This window comes from Hansschlegelia sp. (genome assembly GCF_035538955.1).
GTDB lineage: Bacteria > Pseudomonadota > Alphaproteobacteria > Rhizobiales > Methylopilaceae > Methylopila.
In genome coordinates, this window is record NZ_DATLJK010000016.1 from 95,298 (window position 1) to 112,381 (window position 17,084).

Annotated in this window: 19 protein-coding genes; 11 read left to right on the top strand and 8 right to left on the bottom strand. The window is 70.3% G+C overall.

Features of this window, described 5'->3' with window-relative positions; all coding sequences use genetic code 11:
- The first annotated feature begins 19 nt into the window (after nucleotides 1–19).
- On the top strand, nucleotides 20–1,012 hold the full coding sequence (dmeF, locus tag VM780_RS15630; protein WP_325448991.1) for a CDF family Co(II)/Ni(II) efflux transporter DmeF: 993 nt from the start codon (nucleotides 20–22) through the stop codon (nucleotides 1,010–1,012).
- On the opposite strand, the gene VM780_RS15635 is transcribed toward dmeF, so the two are convergent.
- The 4 genes from VM780_RS15635 to VM780_RS15650 all read right to left on the bottom strand — a co-directional run bounded on the left by VM780_RS15635 (nucleotide 1,009) and on the right by VM780_RS15650 (nucleotide 5,027).
- Entirely contained in the window at nucleotides 1,009–2,379 is a 1,371-nt protein-coding gene (locus tag VM780_RS15635; RefSeq protein ID WP_325448993.1) for a glutamate--cysteine ligase, read from the bottom strand. The two genes, dmeF and VM780_RS15635, sit on opposite strands and share 4 nt — an antisense overlap.
- A 136-nt stretch (nucleotides 2,380–2,515) precedes the next feature.
- Nucleotides 2,516–3,202 (bottom strand): L,D-transpeptidase, encoded by a 687-nt coding sequence (locus tag VM780_RS15640; RefSeq protein ID WP_325448995.1) that lies wholly within the window; start codon nucleotides 3,200–3,202, stop codon nucleotides 2,516–2,518.
- A gap of 132 nt (nucleotides 3,203–3,334) precedes the next feature.
- The gene (locus VM780_RS15645) at nucleotides 3,335–4,069 is read right to left on the bottom strand and encodes a L,D-transpeptidase (protein WP_325448997.1); all 735 of its coding nucleotides are present in this window, start codon (nucleotides 4,067–4,069) and stop codon (nucleotides 3,335–3,337) included.
- Nucleotides 4,070–4,274: 205 nt separating this feature from the next.
- Entirely contained in the window at nucleotides 4,275–5,027 is a 753-nt protein-coding gene (locus VM780_RS15650; RefSeq protein ID WP_325448999.1) for a 16S rRNA (uracil(1498)-N(3))-methyltransferase, read from the bottom strand.
- Nucleotides 5,028–5,174: 147 nt separating this feature from the next.
- Between VM780_RS15650 and ubiA the strand changes: the two genes are divergently transcribed.
- Together ubiA and VM780_RS15660 are read left to right on the top strand one after the other, a co-directional pair.
- On the top strand, nucleotides 5,175–6,107 hold the full coding sequence (gene ubiA / locus VM780_RS15655; protein ID WP_325449001.1) for a 4-hydroxybenzoate octaprenyltransferase: 933 nt from the start codon (nucleotides 5,175–5,177) through the stop codon (nucleotides 6,105–6,107).
- Between the two features lie 6 nt (nucleotides 6,108–6,113).
- Entirely contained in the window at nucleotides 6,114–6,248 is a 135-nt protein-coding gene (locus tag VM780_RS15660) for a hypothetical protein (RefSeq protein WP_325449003.1), read from the top strand.
- A gap of 31 nt (nucleotides 6,249–6,279) precedes the next feature.
- Here the strand turns inward: VM780_RS15660 and VM780_RS15665 are convergent, their stop codons facing one another.
- Complete coding sequence (locus tag VM780_RS15665) at nucleotides 6,280–6,864, bottom strand: DUF6101 family protein (RefSeq protein ID WP_325449005.1); 585 nt, start codon at nucleotides 6,862–6,864, stop codon at nucleotides 6,280–6,282.
- 273 nt (nucleotides 6,865–7,137) lie between these two features.
- Here VM780_RS15665 and VM780_RS15670 point away from each other — a divergent pair, with 273 nt between their 5' ends.
- Nucleotides 7,138–7,962 (top strand): 3'(2'),5'-bisphosphate nucleotidase CysQ, encoded by an 825-nt coding sequence (locus tag VM780_RS15670; protein WP_325449007.1) that lies wholly within the window; start codon nucleotides 7,138–7,140, stop codon nucleotides 7,960–7,962.
- Nucleotides 7,959–8,207 carry a DUF4170 domain-containing protein gene (locus VM780_RS15675; RefSeq protein ID WP_325449008.1) on the top strand — a complete coding sequence of 83 codons (249 nt, stop codon included), beginning with the start codon at nucleotides 7,959–7,961 and terminating at the stop codon, nucleotides 8,205–8,207. Before VM780_RS15670 ends, VM780_RS15675 begins: the two co-directional genes overlap by 4 nt.
- 17 nt (nucleotides 8,208–8,224) lie before the next feature.
- On the opposite strand, the gene VM780_RS15680 is transcribed toward VM780_RS15675, so the two are convergent.
- The 3 genes from VM780_RS15680 to VM780_RS15690 are packed head-to-tail and all read right to left on the bottom strand — an operon-like array spanning nucleotide 8,225 to nucleotide 9,546.
- Complete coding sequence (locus VM780_RS15680; RefSeq protein WP_325449010.1) at nucleotides 8,225–8,437, bottom strand: DUF2093 domain-containing protein; 213 nt, start codon at nucleotides 8,435–8,437, stop codon at nucleotides 8,225–8,227.
- A gap of 60 nt (nucleotides 8,438–8,497) precedes the next feature.
- Nucleotides 8,498–9,166 (bottom strand): protein phosphatase CheZ, encoded by a 669-nt coding sequence (locus VM780_RS15685; RefSeq protein WP_325449012.1) that lies wholly within the window; start codon nucleotides 9,164–9,166, stop codon nucleotides 8,498–8,500.
- Nucleotides 9,163–9,546 carry a response regulator gene (locus VM780_RS15690; protein WP_183396508.1) on the bottom strand — a complete coding sequence of 128 codons (384 nt, stop codon included), beginning with the start codon at nucleotides 9,544–9,546 and terminating at the stop codon, nucleotides 9,163–9,165. Before VM780_RS15690 ends, VM780_RS15685 begins: the two co-directional genes overlap by 4 nt.
- Before the next feature lie 212 nt (nucleotides 9,547–9,758).
- On the opposite strand from VM780_RS15690, the gene VM780_RS15695 reads away from it, so the two are divergent.
- The 6 genes from VM780_RS15695 to VM780_RS15720 all read left to right on the top strand — a co-directional run bounded on the left by VM780_RS15695 (nucleotide 9,759) and on the right by VM780_RS15720 (nucleotide 17,077).
- The gene (locus VM780_RS15695) at nucleotides 9,759–10,241 is read left to right on the top strand and encodes a MaoC family dehydratase (protein ID WP_325449016.1); all 483 of its coding nucleotides are present in this window, start codon (nucleotides 9,759–9,761) and stop codon (nucleotides 10,239–10,241) included.
- Between the two features lie 112 nt (nucleotides 10,242–10,353).
- Nucleotides 10,354–11,301, top strand: a complete 948-nt coding sequence (locus VM780_RS15700; RefSeq protein ID WP_325449018.1) for a bifunctional riboflavin kinase/FAD synthetase — start codon at nucleotides 10,354–10,356, stop codon at nucleotides 11,299–11,301.
- Between the two features lie 75 nt (nucleotides 11,302–11,376).
- On the top strand, nucleotides 11,377–14,334 hold the full coding sequence (ileS, locus tag VM780_RS15705) for an isoleucine--tRNA ligase (protein WP_325449020.1): 2,958 nt from the start codon (nucleotides 11,377–11,379) through the stop codon (nucleotides 14,332–14,334).
- Between the two features lie 67 nt (nucleotides 14,335–14,401).
- Nucleotides 14,402–14,896, top strand: a complete 495-nt coding sequence (lspA, locus tag VM780_RS15710; protein WP_325449022.1) for a signal peptidase II — start codon at nucleotides 14,402–14,404, stop codon at nucleotides 14,894–14,896.
- Nucleotides 14,897–14,934: 38 nt separating this feature from the next.
- Nucleotides 14,935–15,552, top strand: coding sequence for a hypothetical protein (locus VM780_RS15715; protein WP_325449024.1), 618 nt, complete (start codon nucleotides 14,935–14,937; stop codon nucleotides 15,550–15,552).
- 163 nt (nucleotides 15,553–15,715) lie between these two features.
- Nucleotides 15,716–17,077 (top strand): pitrilysin family protein, encoded by a 1,362-nt coding sequence (locus tag VM780_RS15720; protein ID WP_325449026.1) that lies wholly within the window; start codon nucleotides 15,716–15,718, stop codon nucleotides 17,075–17,077.
- The last annotated feature ends 7 nt before the right edge of the window (nucleotides 17,078–17,084 follow it).

Consider the following 17,084-nt stretch of genomic DNA (forward strand, 5'->3'; position numbering starts at 1 on the left):
TCCTGAGGAGAGCGCGCAGATGCATATGCCCCGCGGCGAACACGTCGTCCCGTTCCGTCACGAGCACCGTTTCCTCGGTCGCGACCACGCCCGCAACGCGCGCCGCACCCGCATCGCGATGATCGTCACGGCGGCCGCGATGGGCGTCGAGATCGTCGCCGGCTGGGCCTATGGCTCGATGGCGCTGCTCGCCGACGGCTTCCACATGGCGACCCATGCGGGCGCGATCGGGGTCGCGGCGCTCGCCTACCGGATCGCCGCCGCGCGCTCCAGCGACCCGCGCCTGGCGATGGGGGCCGGCAAGATCGGCGACCTCGCGGGCTTCGCCAACGCGATCGTGCTGGCCGTGGTGGCGATCGCGATCGCGTGGGAATCGCTGCTGCGGCTCGCCAGCCCTCAGGACGTGCTCTACCGCGAGGCGATGATCGTCGCAGTGCTCGGCCTGCTGGTGAACATCGTCTGCGCCGTGGTGCTCGGCGGCCATGGCGGCGCCGGGGAGCATGAGCACGCGCATCACCACCACGATCATGGCGGCCATCATCACGACCATGATCACGCGCCGGCCAAGGGCGTCGCCGATCACAATCTGCGCGGCGCATATCTGCACGTGCTGGCCGACGCACTGACCTCGGTGCTTGCGATCGCGGCGCTGTTCGCCGGCTGGATGTTCGGCTGGCTCTGGATCGACCCCGCGGTCGGCGTGATGGGCGCGGTGATGATCGGGTCCTGGTCGGTCTCGCTCGCCCGCCAGACCGGCGGCACGCTGATCGACGCGCCGGCGGATCCGGCGCTGGAACGCAGAATCCGCGAGCGGCTCGAGGTCGGCGACGTGCGGGTCTGCGACCTGCATCTGTGGCGGGTCGGCCCCGGCCACCTGTCCGCCATCGTGGCGCTGGTGACGCACGAGCCGCAGGAGCCCGAGACCTACAAGGCGCAGCTTGCCGATCTGAGGGAGCTGAGCCACCTCACGATCGAGGTGAACCGCTGCCCCGGCGACCGCTGCGCCGCCTAGTAGGCGAGCTCCTCGAATACCGGATCGACGCTGCGGCTCCACTCGGCGTCGTACTTCTGCAACAGCGTCTGGGCGAGCGACTTCTCCTCCTCGACCACCCGCAGCAGCGGGGCGAGGTGGATGCGCTCGTCGTCGCCGAAGCTGTTCTGGCGCGCCCGCGCCGCAAGGCCGGCCTCCGTGAGGGCCAGCGCGTCGCGCGCCACCTCGAGCGCGGTGCGGTTGCCGATGCGGGCGGCGAGCCCCTGCGCCGGCACCGCGTCGCGCAGCGCTTGGCGCTCCTCGGCCGACCAGCCCTTCACCAGCTCCCAGGCCGCGTCGAGGCTCGGCTGGTGGTAGAACAGCCCGACCCAGAAGGCCGGCAAGGCGCAGATCCGGCTCGTCGGCCCGGAGTCGGCGCCGCGCATCTCCAGGAAGCGCTTCAGCCGGACCTCCGGGAAGATCGTCGACAGATGATTCGCCCAGTCGGCGACCGTCGCAAACTCGCCCGGAAGCTGCGGCAGACGCCCCGCCATCAGGTCGCGGAACGAGGCGCCGGCGACGTCATGATAGTGGTCGCCGCGCTTCACGAAATACATCGGCACGTCGAGCGCATAGTCGACGTAGCGCTCGAACCCCATGCCGTCCTCGAACACGAAGGGTAGCATGCCGGCGCGGGCGTTGTCGGTGTCGCGCCAGATCTCCGAACGCATCGACAGAAAACCGTTCGGCGCGCCGTCGGTGAACGGCGAGTTTGCGAACAGCGCGGTCGCGATCGGCTGCAGCGCCAGGCCGACGCGCATCTTGCGCACCATGTCGGCCTCGCTCGAGAAGTCGAGGTTCACCTGCACGGTCGCCGTCCGGTACATCATGTCGAGGCCGCGGGAGCCGACCTTCGGCATGTAGCGGGTCATGATGTCGTAGCGGCCCTTGGGCATGACCGGCGTCTCGGCCAGCGTCCATTTCGGGCTCATGCCGAGCCCGAGGAAGCCGAGGCCGAGCGGATCCGCCACCTGCCGCACCTGCGCCAGATGGGCGTGCAGCTCCGAGCAGGTCTGGTGCAGCGTCTCGAGCGGCGCGCCGGAGAGCTCGAACTGGCCTCCCGGCTCCAGGCTGATCGCGCCTCCGCCGGTCACGTCGTAGAGGCCGATGATGTGGCCGGCCTCCATGATCGGCTCCCAGCCGAGCAGGCCCTGCATGCCGTCGAGCAGCGCCCTGATGCCGGCCGGGCCGCTATAGGCGACGGGCGACAGGTCGGCGCGTCGGAACGGGAACTTCTCGTGCTCGGTGCCGATGCGGAAATCGGCCGGGGCCCGGCAGCCCTCCGCCAGATAGGCGACGAGCTCGTCGCGCGACGTGATCGGGGTGGAGTCAGTCTGGTCGCGCGCCATCGGGTATCCCGCGGGAAAGAGCGCCGTCAGTTAGGGACTTGAGGCGGAGGCGTCCAGTAGGCGCCGGGCGCGGCGGGCTTGCGCGCGCCGCGAGGCCTTCCGGCTTGTGGCCGCGAGCCGCCGGGCGGGCCGCGTCTCAGCCGCGGATCAGCACGCGCGTGCCGACGCCAGCGCGATCGTAGAGATCGATGATGTCGTGGTTGAACATGCGGATGCAGCCCGACGACATCGCGTGACCGATCGAGCGCGGCTCGTTGGTGCCGTGGATGCGGTAGGAGGAGTCGCGGCCGCCCTGGTAAAGATAGAGGGCGCGCGCGCCGAGCGGGTTCTGCAGGCCGCCGTCCATGCCACCGGCCCAGGGTCCGTAGAGCTTGGCGTTGCGGCGGATCATGTCGGCCGTCGGCGTCCAGCGCGGCCACTGCGCCTTGCGGGCGACCTTCGCGCGCCCGCTCCATTCAAAACCCTCGCGGCCGACGCCGACGCCGTAGCGGATCGCGCGACCGCCGTCCTGCACGAAATAGAGGTGCTTCTCCACCGGGCGCACCACGATCGTGCCGGGCTCCTCGCCGGTCGGATCGGCGACTCGGCGGCGCAACACCGCAGGGTCGAGGCTGCGCCAGTTCATCGCCGGCAGCGGAAACTTCTCGTCCGGCTTGGAGCCGTAAATCTCGGAATAGTCGAAGCCGCTGTCGCCGGCGAACAGGTCGCCCATGTTCATGCTTGGGACGCCGGCGCAGGCCGCGAGCGCGAGCGGAGCAGTCGCCACGAAGGCGCGACGGGTCAGGCCTGCGGCTGCAGGCGCGAAGCGGTCTCGATCGGTCATTCGGGGTCCGTCCACTGGATCAAAAACGAAATGGCCGGACCGCCCCCCGGACGGTCCGGCCATCTGATGGCGGACGCTTGCGCGTCCGCCCGCGAACCCGCTCGCCCCCCGGCGCGGGTCCGAACTCCTGCATCAGGACCGGACGACCACCTTGGTGCCGAGCGGCACCCGCGAATAGAGGTCGATCACGTCCTGGTTGAGCATCCGGATGCAGCCCGAAGAGACCGCCTTGCCGATCGAGTAGGGCTCGATCGTGCCGTGGATGCGGAAGAGGGTGTCGCGATTGCCTTCCCACAGCGCCATCGAGCGGGCGCCGAGCGGGTTTCCGGGGCCGCCCGGCATGCCGTCGGCGTAAGGCCGGGCGTGCGGGTCGCGGGCGACCATTTCTGCCGGCGGGTGCCAGTCCGGCCACTCCAGCTTGCGGCGGATATAGGCGGTGCCGCTCCAGGCGAAGCCCTCGCGGCCGACGCCGACGCCGTAGCGGATGGCGGTGCCGTCGTCCTGCACGAGGTAGAGGTGGCGCTCATGCGGGTCGATGACGATCGTCCCGGGCGCTTCGCCGGTGGTGTTCGGCACGACCTGCTTGAGGAACTGCGGGTCGATCTTCTGGAGGTTCACCGGCTTGACCGGGAACGGCTCGTCCGCGACCACGCCGTAGCGGCCGCTGTCGCTCACGTCCGGCGTGAAGGCCGGAGAGGTCGGCACCGGCGCGGGCGCAAACGCCATCGGATCGGGGGCGCTCGCCGGCGGCAAAGGCTTCGAGCCCGCGCAGGCGGCGAGCATCAGGGGCACGGCCAGCACGGCCGCCCGCCGCGCCCAGACCGGGAAACATTTTGCGACGGTGCGCGAGAAAAGGCCTGTCGACATGGAGCGTTCGCACTGACTCGTAGGAAGTCCGTCGCGTGTCGACGGCGCCATTACGCCTATACGCCGGGAGCGGGCCATTAGGCTCGCCAACTTCGCGGGAGGCCGCTGAGTCCCGCCGCGGTGCGGTATTTAGGCAACGCAGCGCGGGGCGGGGAGCCCGCGGTCTTTCGCTACGGAACCATGGCCCGACGTGGTTAACAGAGGGTCAACCGCCGCCGTCGAGCCAGTCTCCGGCCGTGGCCTGGACGAGGGCCAGCGCCGCGACCGCGGCGGTGTCGGCCCGCAGGATTCGCGGCCCGAGCGACAGCCGGACGACCGACGGCAGCCGAAGCAGCGCGGCGCGCTCCTCCGGGTCGAAGCCGCCCTCCGGGCCGATCAGCACCGCGATCGGCCGGCCGGCGAGCGGCCTCAGCGCCGCGACAGGGTCCTGCGCGCCCGAATCCTCGTCGCAGAAGGCGAGGGCGGCGTCGGCCAGCCAGCCGTCCAGCAGGCGCGCGAGCGGTTCGGGCTCGTCGATCTCCGGCAGCGCCAGCACCCCGCACTGCTCGGCCGCCTCGACTGCGTTGGCGCGCATCCGCTCAAGATTGACGCGGCTCGCCTGGGTGCGGCGAGTGATCACCGGCGAGAGCCGGGACGCGCCCATCTCGACCGCCTTCTGGACCATGTAGTCGAGCCGGGCGTGCTTCAGCGGCGCGAACAGGTAGCGGAGCCGGCCGGGCGGCGTCTGCGGCCGGGTGCGGCGCTCGGCGACGAGCGTCACGCGCTTCTTGGCGACCTCCGAGATCCGCGCGCCCCATTCGCCGTCGCGCCCGTTGAACAGCAGCAGCCCATCGCCCGCCGCCATGCGCATAACGTTGCGGACATAGTTCGCTTGGGCGTCCTCGAGCGTGACGCCGGCGCCCTCGGCGAGCGGCGCCTCGACGAATAGGCGGGTGGAGGCGAAGTCGTAGGCGGCCAAGGCCTGGCTCCTGGAGGTCCGGCGGCCGTCTTAAGCCGTCCGGCGGCGCAGCCCAAGTCTCAGGGTGGTCTCGCGCGGCGCGCGCCCCTGCGCTTGACCGGCGCGGCGCGATGGCGTCGCCTGTAACGATCCGGTAGCTGAGCGCCCATGTCGCAGATTCACGCCCCCGTCGCCGACGCGCCGCCCGCGAACTGGGTGGACCGGCGCGCGCCGGTCGCCTGGCGGCCCTATCTCAGGCTCGCGCGGGCCGACCGGCCGATCGGAGCGTGGCTGCTGTTCTGGCCATGCGCGTGGTCGAGCGCGCTTGCGGCCGTGGCCGCCGGCGCGCCGTGGCCGAATCCATGGCATCTCGCGCTGTTCGCGATCGGCTCGATCGCGATGCGGGGCGCGGGCTGCGCCTATAACGACCTCGTCGACCGCGACATCGACGCCAAGGTCGCCCGCACCCGCTCGCGGCCGCTGCCGTCCGGCCAGATCACCCCGAAGGCGGCGGCGGTCTTTCTCGGCGTCCTGCTGCTGGTCGGGCTCGCGGTGCTGCTCGCGCTGCCGCCCTTCGCCATCCTGGTGGGGCTCTGCTCTGTGCTGCCGGTCGCGCTCTATCCGTTCATGAAGCGCGTCACCTGGTGGCCGCAGGCGATGCTCGGCGTGTGCTTCGGCTGGGGCGCGCTGATGGGCTGGAGCGCGACCTTCGGTCGGCTCGACCTCGCGCCGCTGCTGCTGCACGGGGCCGCCTTTCTGTGGATCATCGGCTACGACACGATCTACGCCCACCAGGACAAGGAGGACGACGCGCTGGTCGGCGTCGGCTCGACGGCGCTGCTGTTCGGCGCGCGCACGCGGCCGATCCTCGCCGGCTTCTACGCCGGCGCGACCGCGCTGCTCGGGCTCTCCGTCTGGTCGGCCGGCGGCGGCGCGCTGAGTTTTCTCGGCGTCGCGGGCTTCGCGGCGCATTGCGCGTGGCAGGTCGCCCGGCTCGACATCGCCGACCCGGCGCTATGTCTGAAACTGTTCAAGTCGAACCGCGAGGCCGGCGCGCTGGTGTTCTTCGGACTGTGCGCCGACGCCCTGCTGAGGATCTGAGAGGCGATGACCGAGCCCGTCGTGAAGGACCCGCTGCCGCCCGAGCACCGGCGCTTCGTGCTGTTCCAGGCCGGGCTTAGGCTCTGGATCGCGCTCGCCATACTGGCGGCGCTCGGCGTCTGGTTCTTTACGCGCGTGTAGTCCCGGCCGAGCGGCCGGGACCCGAAGGCGCTCAGTCGCGGGCGATGATCTCGCGCTCGTCGCGATGCACCGGCGTCTCCGCGCTGAGCTTGCCGGTCCGGCGCTTGGCCTGGAAACGCGTGCGGCGGCCCTTCAGCAGGCTGTGGCGGCGGCGCGGCCGGGTGCGGCCGACCTCGAGCTCGCCGACCCGCGCGTTGAGGGTCATGCGGCGTCCGTCGAGCTCTTCGATCAGCAGCGGCAGCTTCAGCGCGCGCGCCCAGGAGCGCCACTCGGCGAGCGCCTCGCCGTCATGCGGCTCACTTGCGAGCGGCACGTCGAGCGCGCGGTCGGGATGCGCGAGCACGACCTCGACCTGATCCTCGTGAGGATCAGCGCCGGGCGCGACCCGCATGGCGACGCCGGTGAAGGTCGACAGCGGCGTCACGATGCGCATCGCGATGCGGCGCACCATGCGGTCCACCACGACGCGGCCGGAATCGACGGTCACGCGGCGTTCGCCGCCGTCGGCGGCAGGGTCCGGCGCGGCGAACCGCACCGGCAGGGCGAAGGGGTCGAGCCGGTCGGCCGTCCCCGTTCCGGCGCGCGTCGGCGCGCAGGCGTCGGTTTGACTACCCAATGTCCAGTCTCCCAGAAGGCCCTATGCTGCGGGCTCTTCGTTTGTTGCTGGAACATACGCTCGGGGACCGCTTTTTCGGCTTAACAGAGCTGGTGAATGTTTTCTGACCCCCGGTTCTGGAGGCGCTGATCTTCCGCCATGCTGAAGAGGAGCTTGCCAGGGACGGTAAGAATGTGATGAACGCGGCGCGGCGCTTGCGTCAGCCCTGCTGTCCCACCACTTTGGGGAAAGCGCTTTGCGCGCGATCTCCCTCGAACCGGATCTTCCGTCACCGTGCCTTCATCCGACGCGCCGATCGATCTCGAACGCCTTGCGGGCGTGCTTGCCGACACCGTCCGCGAGGGCGGCGCGATCGCGGCTCGCATGTTCCGCGAGGGAGCGGAGCGCTGGACCAAGTCCGACAACAGCCCGGTCACGGAGGCCGACCTCGCGGTCGATCGCTTCCTCGCCGCGCATCTGCCGCCGCTGGTCGAGGGCTCCGGGTGGCTGTCGGAAGAGACCGCCGACACGCCCGAGCGGCTGACGCGCCGCCGCGTCTGGGTGGTCGATCCGATCGACGGCACCCGCGCCTTCATCGAGGGCAGGCCCGAATGGGTGGTGTCTGTGGCGCTGGTCGAGGACGGCGCTCCGATCGCGGGCGTCGTGTTCGACGCCTGCAACGACGTGACCTTCGAGGCCTTTCGTGGCCTCGGCGCGACCCGCAATGGCGAGCCGCTGGTCACGCCCGATCCGCCGCTGCTTGGGGGCGCCCGAGTCGGCGGCCCGAAGTCGCTGCTCGGCCCGCTCGAGCCCTACGGGGTCAGCCGCGGCCCGTGGCTCTATGCGCTCGCGAACCGGCTGGTGAAGGTCGCCTCCGGAGGCCTCGACGCCGCGATCGCGCGGCCCAACGCCCATGACTGGGACATCGCCGCGGCCCATCTCATCCTGGAGGAGGCCGGCGCGCTGCTGACGAATTTCGACGGCGCGATTCCCGGCTATAACCGGCCGACCACGCGCCACGGCGGGCTGGTCGCCGCGCCGCCCGCGCGCCACCGCGCCCTTCTCGCCGCGCTCGACGCCGAGCGCGAGACGCTTGCAGCCCTGGAGCCCTATCGATGAGCGACGTCTTCGCCAAGCAGCCGCTGTACCTCGTCTTCGGCGGCGAACTGGAGGACGTCTCCGGCGTCTCGTTCCGCGAGGTGTCGGCGCTCGACCTGGTCGGGATTTTCCCGGACTATGAGAGCGCCAAGTCGGCCTGGCGCGCCAAGGCGCAGGCGACCGTCGACGACGCCCATATGCGGTATTTCGTGGTGCACCTGCACAAGCTGCTGGAGCCCGACGCGGCGCCGAGCGCCGCCGGCTGACGAGGCGTCAGGGCGCCTCAGGCCTTTCCGAGAGCGCGCGAGAGCGCTTCCTGGGGGCCCGCATAGGCCTCTTGGCGCTCCACGCTCCAGTAGCGCAGCTCCTCGAGCGGAATGCGCTCGCCGGTGACGGCGCAGCGCACGAAAGCGCCGGGCCGCATCACTCGAAAATCGGCGTCCAGATAGCGGACTTCGGCCTCGCCCGAAGAGGGCGGCCGCTCGTAGCGGTTCATGGCGCTTCAGGCTCCTCGTCCGCGCCCATATAGGCGCGGACAGGCATGGGCGCAAACCCGTCAGGCCGAGACGGGCTTGTCGGCGAACAGCGCGTCGACGTCCGCCTGCTCGATCGCGACGCCGCGGTCCTGCGGCCCGTTCAGCAGCAGTTCGCGGGCGCGTCGCTCCCGGGGATCCTCGGCGGCCGGGGCCGCCGGAGCGTCGCTCTTCACCGCGGCCGCAAAGCGCCCGATGCGGTTCTCGATCTGCTCCAGCGTCTCGACCACGCGGGCGATGCGCTGGCCCGTCAGGTCCTGGAACGAGCAGGCCTCGAAGATCGTCATCACCTTGTCGTTGACGACGGCCTTGAAGGTCGCCTCGTCCTTGCCGGCCGCGGCCAGCATCGCCTCGGCGGCCTCCATGATGGAGTTGGTGGCCTCCTCGGTCGCGGCGACGATCGCCCCGAGATGCTCGCCCGCCTTCGGCAGCCGGTCCTTCTGCAGCTCGCCGGCGCGCAGATGCGCAATTTCGGAGCGCAGATTGGTGATGTACTCGGCGATCTCGCGCAGCTCGCGATAGATCGTCCGGTCGATCGCCGCGAAGAAGGTCTGCATCGAGTCGGCGGTGATCTCCGCCAGCGCCACCACGTCGCCGAACGACGCTTCGCCCTCGCTTTTGGCGGCGACATAGTCCCGCACCCGGTCGAAGGGCTGCTTCAGAATGTCCTCGCCGCGCGCCCCGCGGCTCATTCGCCGAACACCGCTTGGATCTTGGACTTCAGGGTGTCGGCGTTGAACGGCTTGACGATGTAGTTGTTCACGCCGGCCTTCTTGGCCAGGATGACGTTCTCCGTCTTGGCTTCCGCCGTGACCATGATGAACGGGGTGCGGTTCAGCTTGTCGTCGGCGCGGACCTCGCGGAGCAGCTCGATGCCGGTCATCGGCTCCATGTTCCAGTCCGAGATCACCAGCCCGTAGCGCTTGTCGCGCATCTTGCTGAGCGCCTGGGTGCCGTCAGACGCCTCGTCCACGTCCTCGAAGCCGATCTGCTTCAGGAGGTTGCGGATGATCCGCAGCATCGTGCTGTAGTCATCGACGATGAGGACCGGCATCGAGTGGTCGAGCGCCATCCTGGGGACTCCATATACTCGGCCGGGAGAGCCGCCTCATCCCGACGCTGAACTCGTGTGTCGACGGCGTCCTGCCGCCCGCCGAGCACAATGTGGCGCCTCCGGTTGAGATTCCGTTTCGCCTCGCGCCGCCAGCGTCCGACAAAAGGCGCGTTGCGCCGCAACAGGCCCCGCCGCAGAGTGCGGCCTCTTTTGGGGACCCGGTCGCCTGCATGAACGCAGCCCTTCAGTCGCTGGACGACGAGCACCTGACGCGGCCACAGATCGCCTTCGAGGATCTGGAGGTCGGGCAGACGGCGGAAATCCGGCACGAGGTGTCGGAGGAAGGCGTGCGCAATTTCGCGGCGCTGACCGGCGACACCAACCCGATCCATCTGTCCGAGGCCTATGCGGCCAACACGCGGTTCGGCGGGCGGATCGCGCACGGGCTCTACACCGCAAGCCTGATCTCGGCGGTGCTCGGCACCCGTCTGCCGGGGCCGGGCGCAGTCTACCTCTCGCAGACCATCAAGTTCCGGGCGCCGGTCCGGATCGGCGACGTGGTGACCGCGCAGGTCGAGATCACCTCGCTCGATCCGGGACGGCAGCGCGCGACCTTCTTCTGCACCTGCTCGGTCGGCGACAAGGTCGTGCTCGACGGCGAGGCCCAGGTCATGGTGCCGACGCGCGACGAGATCGAGGCCGAACTCGCCTGAGGCGTGCGGCCGCGGCGCGGCTTCGCGGTCTTGACGATGCGGCCGCCGCGGGGCCATCTCGCGCCCGCGAAAGCCGCGGCCTCCTCCGCGGCTTGCTGCGCCGGATTGAGTCTTGCTGATCGACCCGCCCGAGCTTCCCGCGTCGCTGCGCGACGGCCATGTCGTCGTCGGCAATTTCGACGGCGTGCATCGCGGCCACGCCACGGTGATCCGCGAGGCGGCCGAGCCCGCGCACGCCGCCGGGCGGCCGGTCGTGGCGCTGACCTTCGAGCCGCATCCGCGCACCTTCTTCCGGCCCGACCAGCCGCTGTTCCGGCTGACCGGCCGCGACGAGAAGGCGCGCATGCTGGCGCGCGCCGGCGCCGACGAGACCGTGGTGCTGACCTTCGACGAGAAGCTCGCGGCGATCGAGGCCGAGACCTTCGTGGCCGATGTGCTGGCGAAGCGGCTTTCGGCCCACACCGCGGTTGTCGGCTGGGATTTTCATTTCGGTCGCAACCGCGTCGGCTCGCCGGCCTTCCTGGCCGAGGCCGGCCCGCGCCACGGCATGTTCGTCGAGGTGGTGCCGCCCTTCGGGGGGCCGACGCCGGTTTCTTCCAGCGCCATCCGCGACCGTCTGGACGCCGGCGACATCGCGGGCGCCAACCGGCTGCTCGGCCGCCGCTGGATCATTGAGGGCGAGGTCGTCCATGGCGACAAGCGCGGCCGCGACCTGGGCTATCCGACCGCCAACGTTGTGCTGCCGCCGGAGACGCGGCTGGCGCACGGAATCTACGCGGTGCGCGCGCTGGTCGGCGACCGCATCGTGGACGGCGCGGCGAGTTTTGGCCGCCGCCCGCAGTTCGACGACGGCGCGCCGCGCTTCGAGACTTTTCTGCTCGACTTCTCCGGCGACCTCTATGGCCGGCGGCTCAGGATCGAGCTCGTCGCCTATCTGCGGCCGGAGCTGAAGTTCGACAGCGTCGAGGCTCTCGTCGTCCAGATGGAGCGCGATGTGCTGGACGCCCGCGCCGCCATCGCCGCGCCCGAGGACCCGCTCGCCCCGAGCGCGCTGGTCTGACGCGGATTTCCGCCGTTTACTTGCCAGACGCGTCCGCCCTGCTAAACCGCTCCGGCCCTTCAAGCGGACGCCCAAATGCCTTCTGACGCCAAGCCTCGCGACTATTCCGAGACGCTGTTCCTGCCGCAGACGGATTTTCCGATGCGCGCTGGCCTGCCGCAGCGCGAGCCGGAGTTTCTGGAGCGCTGGAAGCGCATCCGGCTCTACGAGCGGCTGCGCGAGACCGCGGCGGGCCGCAAGAAATACGTGCTGCATGACGGGCCGCCTTACGCCAACGGCCATCTGCACATCGGGCATGCGCTCAACAAGGTGTTGAAGGACGTCGTGGTGCGGACCCGCCAGATGGCGGGCTTCGACGCCAATTACGTGCCCGGCTGGGACTGCCACGGCCTGCCGATCGAGTGGAAGGTCGAGGAGGGCTATCGCGTCAGGGGGCTCAACAAGGACGAGGTCCCGGTCATCGAGTTCCGCAAGGAGTGCCGGGAGTACGCCGAAAAATGGATCGGCGTGCAGTCGGAGGAGTTCCAGCGGCTCGGCGTCACGGGCGACTGGGCCGACCCCTACACCACCATGAAGTTTTCGGCCGAGGCGCAGATCGCCCGCGAGATCATGACGTTCTCGCAGACCGGCCAGCTCTATCGCGGCTCGAAGCCGGTGATGTGGTCAGTGGTGGAGAAGACAGCGCTCGCCGAGGCCGAGATCGAATACGCCGAGTTCCTGAGCGACACGGTGTTCGTGGCGTTCCCGCTTGTTGGTGCTGGCGGCGTTGCGGACCGCGAGCCAATCTACCGCGATCTACTGAATTCCTCCGTCGTCATCTGGACCACGACCCCCTGGACGCTGCCCGGCAACCGCGCGGTCGCCTACTCGCCCAAGATCGCGTACGGCGTCTATGAGGTGACGGAGGCCCCGGAGGACAACTGGGCGAAGGTCGGGCAGCGCTACCTGCTCGCCGTCGCGCTCGCCGAGGGCGTGTTCAAGGCCGCCAAGGTCGCGGGTTTCCGCAAGGTCCTCGACGTGTCGGCCGCCGACCTCGAAGGGCTCGAGGCCCAGCACCCGCTGGCGCATCTCGGCTACGACTTCTCTGTCCCGCTGCTGCCCGGCGACCACGTCACCGAGGACGCCGGCACCGGCTTCGTGCACACCGCCCCCGGCCACGGCCGCGAGGATTTTGAGCTGTGGATGGACCACCGCTCCGATCTGGAGAAGCGCGGGATCGCGACCCGCATCCCCTACACTGTCGACGCCGGCGGCTTCCTCACCAAGGACGCGCCGGGCTTCGAGGGCCGCTCGGTGATCACCGACAAGGGCGACAAGGGCGACGCCAACCAGGCCGTGATCGAGGCGCTGGTCGTGGCCGGCCGATTGGTGGCGCGCGGCAAGCTGCGACACCAGTACCCGCATTCCTGGCGGTCCAAAAAGCCGGTGATCTTCCGGAACACGCCGCAATGGTTCATCGCAATGGACCGTGACATCGACGGCCCGGCCGACACGCTGCGCTCGCGCGCGCTGGCCGCCATCGAGGCCACGGCCTTCTTCCCCCCGCAGGGCAAGAACCGGCTGCGCGGCATGATCGAGAGCCGGCCGGACTGGGTGGTCTCGCGCCAGCGCGCCTGGGGCGTGCCGATCTGCGTGTTCGTGAACAAGCAGACCGGCGAGCCGCTGCGCGATGAGATGGTCGACCAGCGCATCGCGGAGGCCTTCGAGCAGGAGGGCGCCGACGCCTGGTTCGCCAGCGACGGCAGCCGGTTCCTCGGCAACCACTCGCTGGAGGACTACGAGAAGGTCACGGACATTCTCGACGTCTGGTTCGATTCCGGCTCGACCCACGCCTATGTGCTGGAGCGCCGGCCGGACCTCGCGCCCAAGCGCGCCGTCGATGGCGGCGAGGACACGGTGCTCTACCTCGAGGGCTCCGACCAGCACCGCGGCTGGTTCCATTCCTCGCTGCTGGAAAGCTGCGGCACGCGCGGCCGCGCGCCCTATGACGCGCTGCTGACGCATGGCTTCGTGCTCGACGAGCAGGGCCGCAAGATGTCGAAGTCGCTCGGCAACGTCGTCGCGCCGCAGGACATCATCCGGCAGTCCGGCGCGGACATCCTGCGGCTGTGGGTCGTGATGTCGGATTACGAGGACGACCTCAGGATCGGCCAGGAGATCCTCAAGACCACGACCGACGCCTATCGCAAGCTGCGCAACACGCTGCGCTGGATGCTCGGGGCGCTGGCGCATTTCGGCGACGGCGACGCGGTGTCGTTCGCCGAGATGCCGGAGCTCGAGCGCTACATGCTGCACCGCCTCGCGGAGGTCGACGGCGAGATCGGCGCGGCCTACGAGGCGTTCGACTTCAAGCGCGGCTTCGCGAGCCTGTTCACCTTCCTGACCAACGACCTCAGCGCGTTCTATTTCGACGTCCGCAAGGACGCGCTCTATTGCGACCCGGCCTCGTCGGTTACGCGCCGCGCCTGCCTCACCGTGGTTGACCGGCTGTTCCGCGCGCTCGTCACCCGGCTCGCGCCGCTGCTGCCCTTCACGGCCGAGGAGACCTGGCTGTCGCGCTTCCCGTCCGAGGACGGCTCGGTGCACCTCCACATGTTCGCCTTGGCCGACGCGGCGTGGCGCGACGAGGCGCTGGCGGAGAAGTGGGAGAAGGTCCGCCGCGTCCGGCGCGTGGTCACCGGCGCGCTCGAGATCGAGCGGGCGGCCAAGCGCATCGGCTCCTCGCTCGAGGCCGCGCCCGTCGTGCATGTGACGGATCCGGAGCTCGCCGCGGCGCTTGAGGGCGTCGATCTCGCGGAGGTCGCGATCACCAGCGCGATCCGCGTCACGCGCGACGAAGCCCCGGAAGACGCCTTCCGGCTCGCCGAGGTTCCGGGCGTCGCCGTTGTGCCGGCCCGCGCCGAGGGGCGCAAATGCGCCCGCTCGTGGAAGGTCACGCCGGAGGTCGGCGCCGACCCCGACTACCCGGACATCACGCCGCGCGACGCCCAGGCGATGCGCGAGTGGGAAGCCCGCCGGGAGAAGGCCGCGTGAGGCGAGGGGCCTTTCTCTCCTCACGCGACGCGCGGGGAGGGACGCCCGCCTCGGCTCCTGTGGCCCGATGAATTTTCCGCCGCTCGCCCGCCGGGCCTTTCTGCTCGCAGCGCTCGTCTTCGTGCTTGATCAGGCCATCAAGCTCTGGGCGCTGTTCGTCTTCGAGCTCGCCGACAAGGGTCGGGTGGCGGTGCTGCCGGTGTTCGACCTCGTCCTGATCTGGAACCGCGGCGTCAGCTACGGGATGCTGCAGCAGGACGGCGATCTCGGCCGCTGGCTGCTGGTCGCGCTGCATGTCGTGGCCTCGATCGGCATCGCGGTCTGGATCGCGCGCGAGCGCCAGACCGTCTCGGCCTACGGGCTCGCGCTGATCCTCGGCGGCGCGGTCGGCAACGGCGTCGACCGCGTGGCCTATGGCGCGGTCGTGGACTATGCGCTGCTGCATTGGGGCGAGGTCACCTGGTACGTGTTCAACCTCGCGGATGCGGCCATCGTTGCGGGGGTGGGGCTGCTTCTGTATGGTGCCGTCCGCGGCTCGAAAGGCGCGCGCGAGGTAGTCTGATGGCCTCGCCGGCCCTTCGCCGGAAGGAGCAGCGAACCATGCGCCATATCACAGCGTGCCTCGCCACGGCGGCGATCGCTCTTGGGGCGGGCGCCGTGTCGGTCCCGGCCTTCGCCGCGGACGACATGGGCTCGAACCCGATCACCGAGCTGTTCGACAGCTTCGGGATGGGGGACAAGGAAAAGCCCGAGATCAGCTATCAGGAGCGCGCGCCGCTGGTGCCGCCGCCGAGCACCGCCGAACTGCCGCCGCCGCAGCCCAAGGGCTCCGTCGCGCATGCGAGCGGCCAGTGGCCCAACGATCCGGACGAGCAGCGCCGCGCCGAAGCCAAGGCCCGCGGAGACGTGCTGCCGACGGAGACCAACAACTGGCGCATGGACCGCAATGCGCGCCTCATGCCGAGCGAGCTGCAGCGCCGCCGCATCCAGGGCGCGAACGCGACCACCGAGCCTGGCGATCCGAGCTATGGCGACATGTCCCGGCTGTCGCCGAGCGAGCTGCGCGCCAAGAAGGCGGCCGCCGCCGCGGCGCCCAAGACCGCCGGCCCGCGCACGCGGCTGAGCGATCCGCCTCCGGGCTATCTCGTCGGCGACGGCGTGACGGCTTCGGTCCAGACCGAGAAGAAGGCCTGGTACTCGAGGCTTCTCGGGAACTGAGCGCCGGCTCCATTACGCAGGTTTAACGGCCCGATCCCACCGCCCGGCGCGCAAGCGTCTCGCGGAGGGCGGGCCGTTCGCCTATATGATCGTGCGACGCCCCGGCTTTCGTCTCGCCGCCGCGGGCCGCCCGCCATCGTCTCACGGAGGCTTCCCGACCGTCATGGCAGCAGCCACGCCCGCCGGTTCTCCCGCCGGATTGAAGCCGCTCTCGCCCGCCGACGCCGCGCGCGGCGCGGGGCCGGACGTCGCCTCCTTTACGCTCGCAAACGGCCTTCAGGTCGTGGTGATCCCGGACCGCCGCGCGCCGGTCGTGACGCACATGATCTGGTACAAGGTGGGCTCGGCTGACGAGGCGCGCGGCGTCTCGGGCATCGCGCATTTCCTCGAACACCTTATGTTCAAGGGCACTGAAAAGCACCCGGCCGGCGAGTTCAGCCATGTGGTGGCCGAGCTCGGCGGGCAGGAGAACGCCTTCACCTCCTACGACTACACCTCCTATTTCCAGCGCGTCGCCCGCGAGCACCTGAAGACCGTCATGGCCTTTGAGGCCGACCGGATGACGGGCCTGCAGCTCACCGACGAGGTGGTGAACCCCGAGCGCGACGTGATCCTCGAGGAGCGCCGCTCGCGCGTCGACGGCGATCCGGGCTCGCAGCTCGGCGAGGCGGTGGCGGCCGCGCTGTTCGTGAACCATCCCTACGGCACGCCGATCATCGGCTGGGAGCATGAGATCGAGAAGCTCGACCGCCATGACGCGATCGCCTTCTACGAACGCTTCTACACGCCCAACAACGCCATCCTGGTGGTCGCCGGCGACGTCGACGCGGAGGAGGTGAGGGCGCTCGCCGAGGAGACCTACGGCAAGGTCGAACGCCGCGTCGATCCGGGCCCGCGCGCCCGGCCGCGCGAGCCGGAGCCGCGCGCCGCGCGCCGCGTCTCGCTCGCCGACCCTCGCGTCACCCAGCCCTCGCTGCAGCGCAATTATCTCGCGCCGTCCTACGAGACGGCGACGGGCGACGAGGCCTACGCGCTCGATCTGCTGTCGCAGATCATGGGCGGCGGCCAGACGAGCCGGATCTACCGCGCGCTGGTGGTCGAGAAGGGCGTGGCGGCCAATGCCGGCGCCTGGTACTACGGCGACGCGCTCGATGACGGCCGGATGGTGATCTACGCCATCCCGCGCGCCGGCGCGGCGCTGGCGGACCTCGAGGCCGCGATCGACGAGGAGATCGCCCGCATCGCGACCGAAGGCCCGACGACGGCGGAGCTCGAGCGCGCCAAGACCCGGCTGATCGCCGACACGATCTACGCGCAGGACAGCCAGGCGACGCTTGCCCGCATCTACGGGGCGTCGCTCGCCACCGGCGGCACGATCGAGGAGGTGCAGGCCTGGCCGGCGCGGATCCGCGCCGTGACCGCCGAGGCCGTGCGCGACGTCGCCCGCGCCGTGCTCGACCCGCGCCGCTCCGTCACCGGCGAACTGCTGTCGGCCCCGGCGCCCGAGCGTCTGGCGGCAGAGTAAACCGGCC

Bases quoted from the DNA above. Each gene is read 5' to 3' on its own strand.
- VM780_RS15720 (WP_325449026.1), top strand. From the start codon at position 15,716: ATGGCAGCAGCCACGCCCGCCGGTTCTCCCGCCGGATTGAAGCCGCTC.
- VM780_RS15640 (WP_325448995.1), bottom strand. From the start codon at position 3,202: ATGACCGATCGAGACCGCTTCGCGCCTGCAGCCGCAGGCCTGACCCGT.
- VM780_RS15660 (WP_325449003.1), top strand. From the start codon at position 6,114: ATGACCGAGCCCGTCGTGAAGGACCCGCTGCCGCCCGAGCACCGGCGC.
- VM780_RS15675 (WP_325449008.1), top strand. From the start codon at position 7,959: ATGAGCGACGTCTTCGCCAAGCAGCCGCTGTACCTCGTCTTCGGCGGC.
- lspA (WP_325449022.1), top strand. From the start codon at position 14,402: ATGAATTTTCCGCCGCTCGCCCGCCGGGCCTTTCTGCTCGCAGCGCTC.
- VM780_RS15685 (WP_325449012.1), bottom strand. From the start codon at position 9,166: ATGAGCCGCGGGGCGCGCGGCGAGGACATTCTGAAGCAGCCCTTCGAC.
- VM780_RS15680 (WP_325449010.1), bottom strand. From the start codon at position 8,437: ATGAACCGCTACGAGCGGCCGCCCTCTTCGGGCGAGGCCGAAGTCCGC.
- VM780_RS15645 (WP_325448997.1), bottom strand. From the start codon at position 4,069: ATGTCGACAGGCCTTTTCTCGCGCACCGTCGCAAAATGTTTCCCGGTC.
- ubiA (WP_325449001.1), top strand. From the start codon at position 5,175: ATGTCGCAGATTCACGCCCCCGTCGCCGACGCGCCGCCCGCGAACTGG.
- ileS (WP_325449020.1), top strand. From the start codon at position 11,377: ATGCCTTCTGACGCCAAGCCTCGCGACTATTCCGAGACGCTGTTCCTG.
- VM780_RS15635 (WP_325448993.1), bottom strand. From the start codon at position 2,379: ATGGCGCGCGACCAGACTGACTCCACCCCGATCACGTCGCGCGACGAG.
- dmeF (WP_325448991.1), top strand. From the start codon at position 20: ATGCATATGCCCCGCGGCGAACACGTCGTCCCGTTCCGTCACGAGCAC.
- VM780_RS15690 (WP_183396508.1), bottom strand. From the start codon at position 9,546: ATGGCGCTCGACCACTCGATGCCGGTCCTCATCGTCGATGACTACAGC.
- VM780_RS15715 (WP_325449024.1), top strand. From the start codon at position 14,935: ATGCGCCATATCACAGCGTGCCTCGCCACGGCGGCGATCGCTCTTGGG.
- VM780_RS15695 (WP_325449016.1), top strand. From the start codon at position 9,759: ATGAACGCAGCCCTTCAGTCGCTGGACGACGAGCACCTGACGCGGCCA.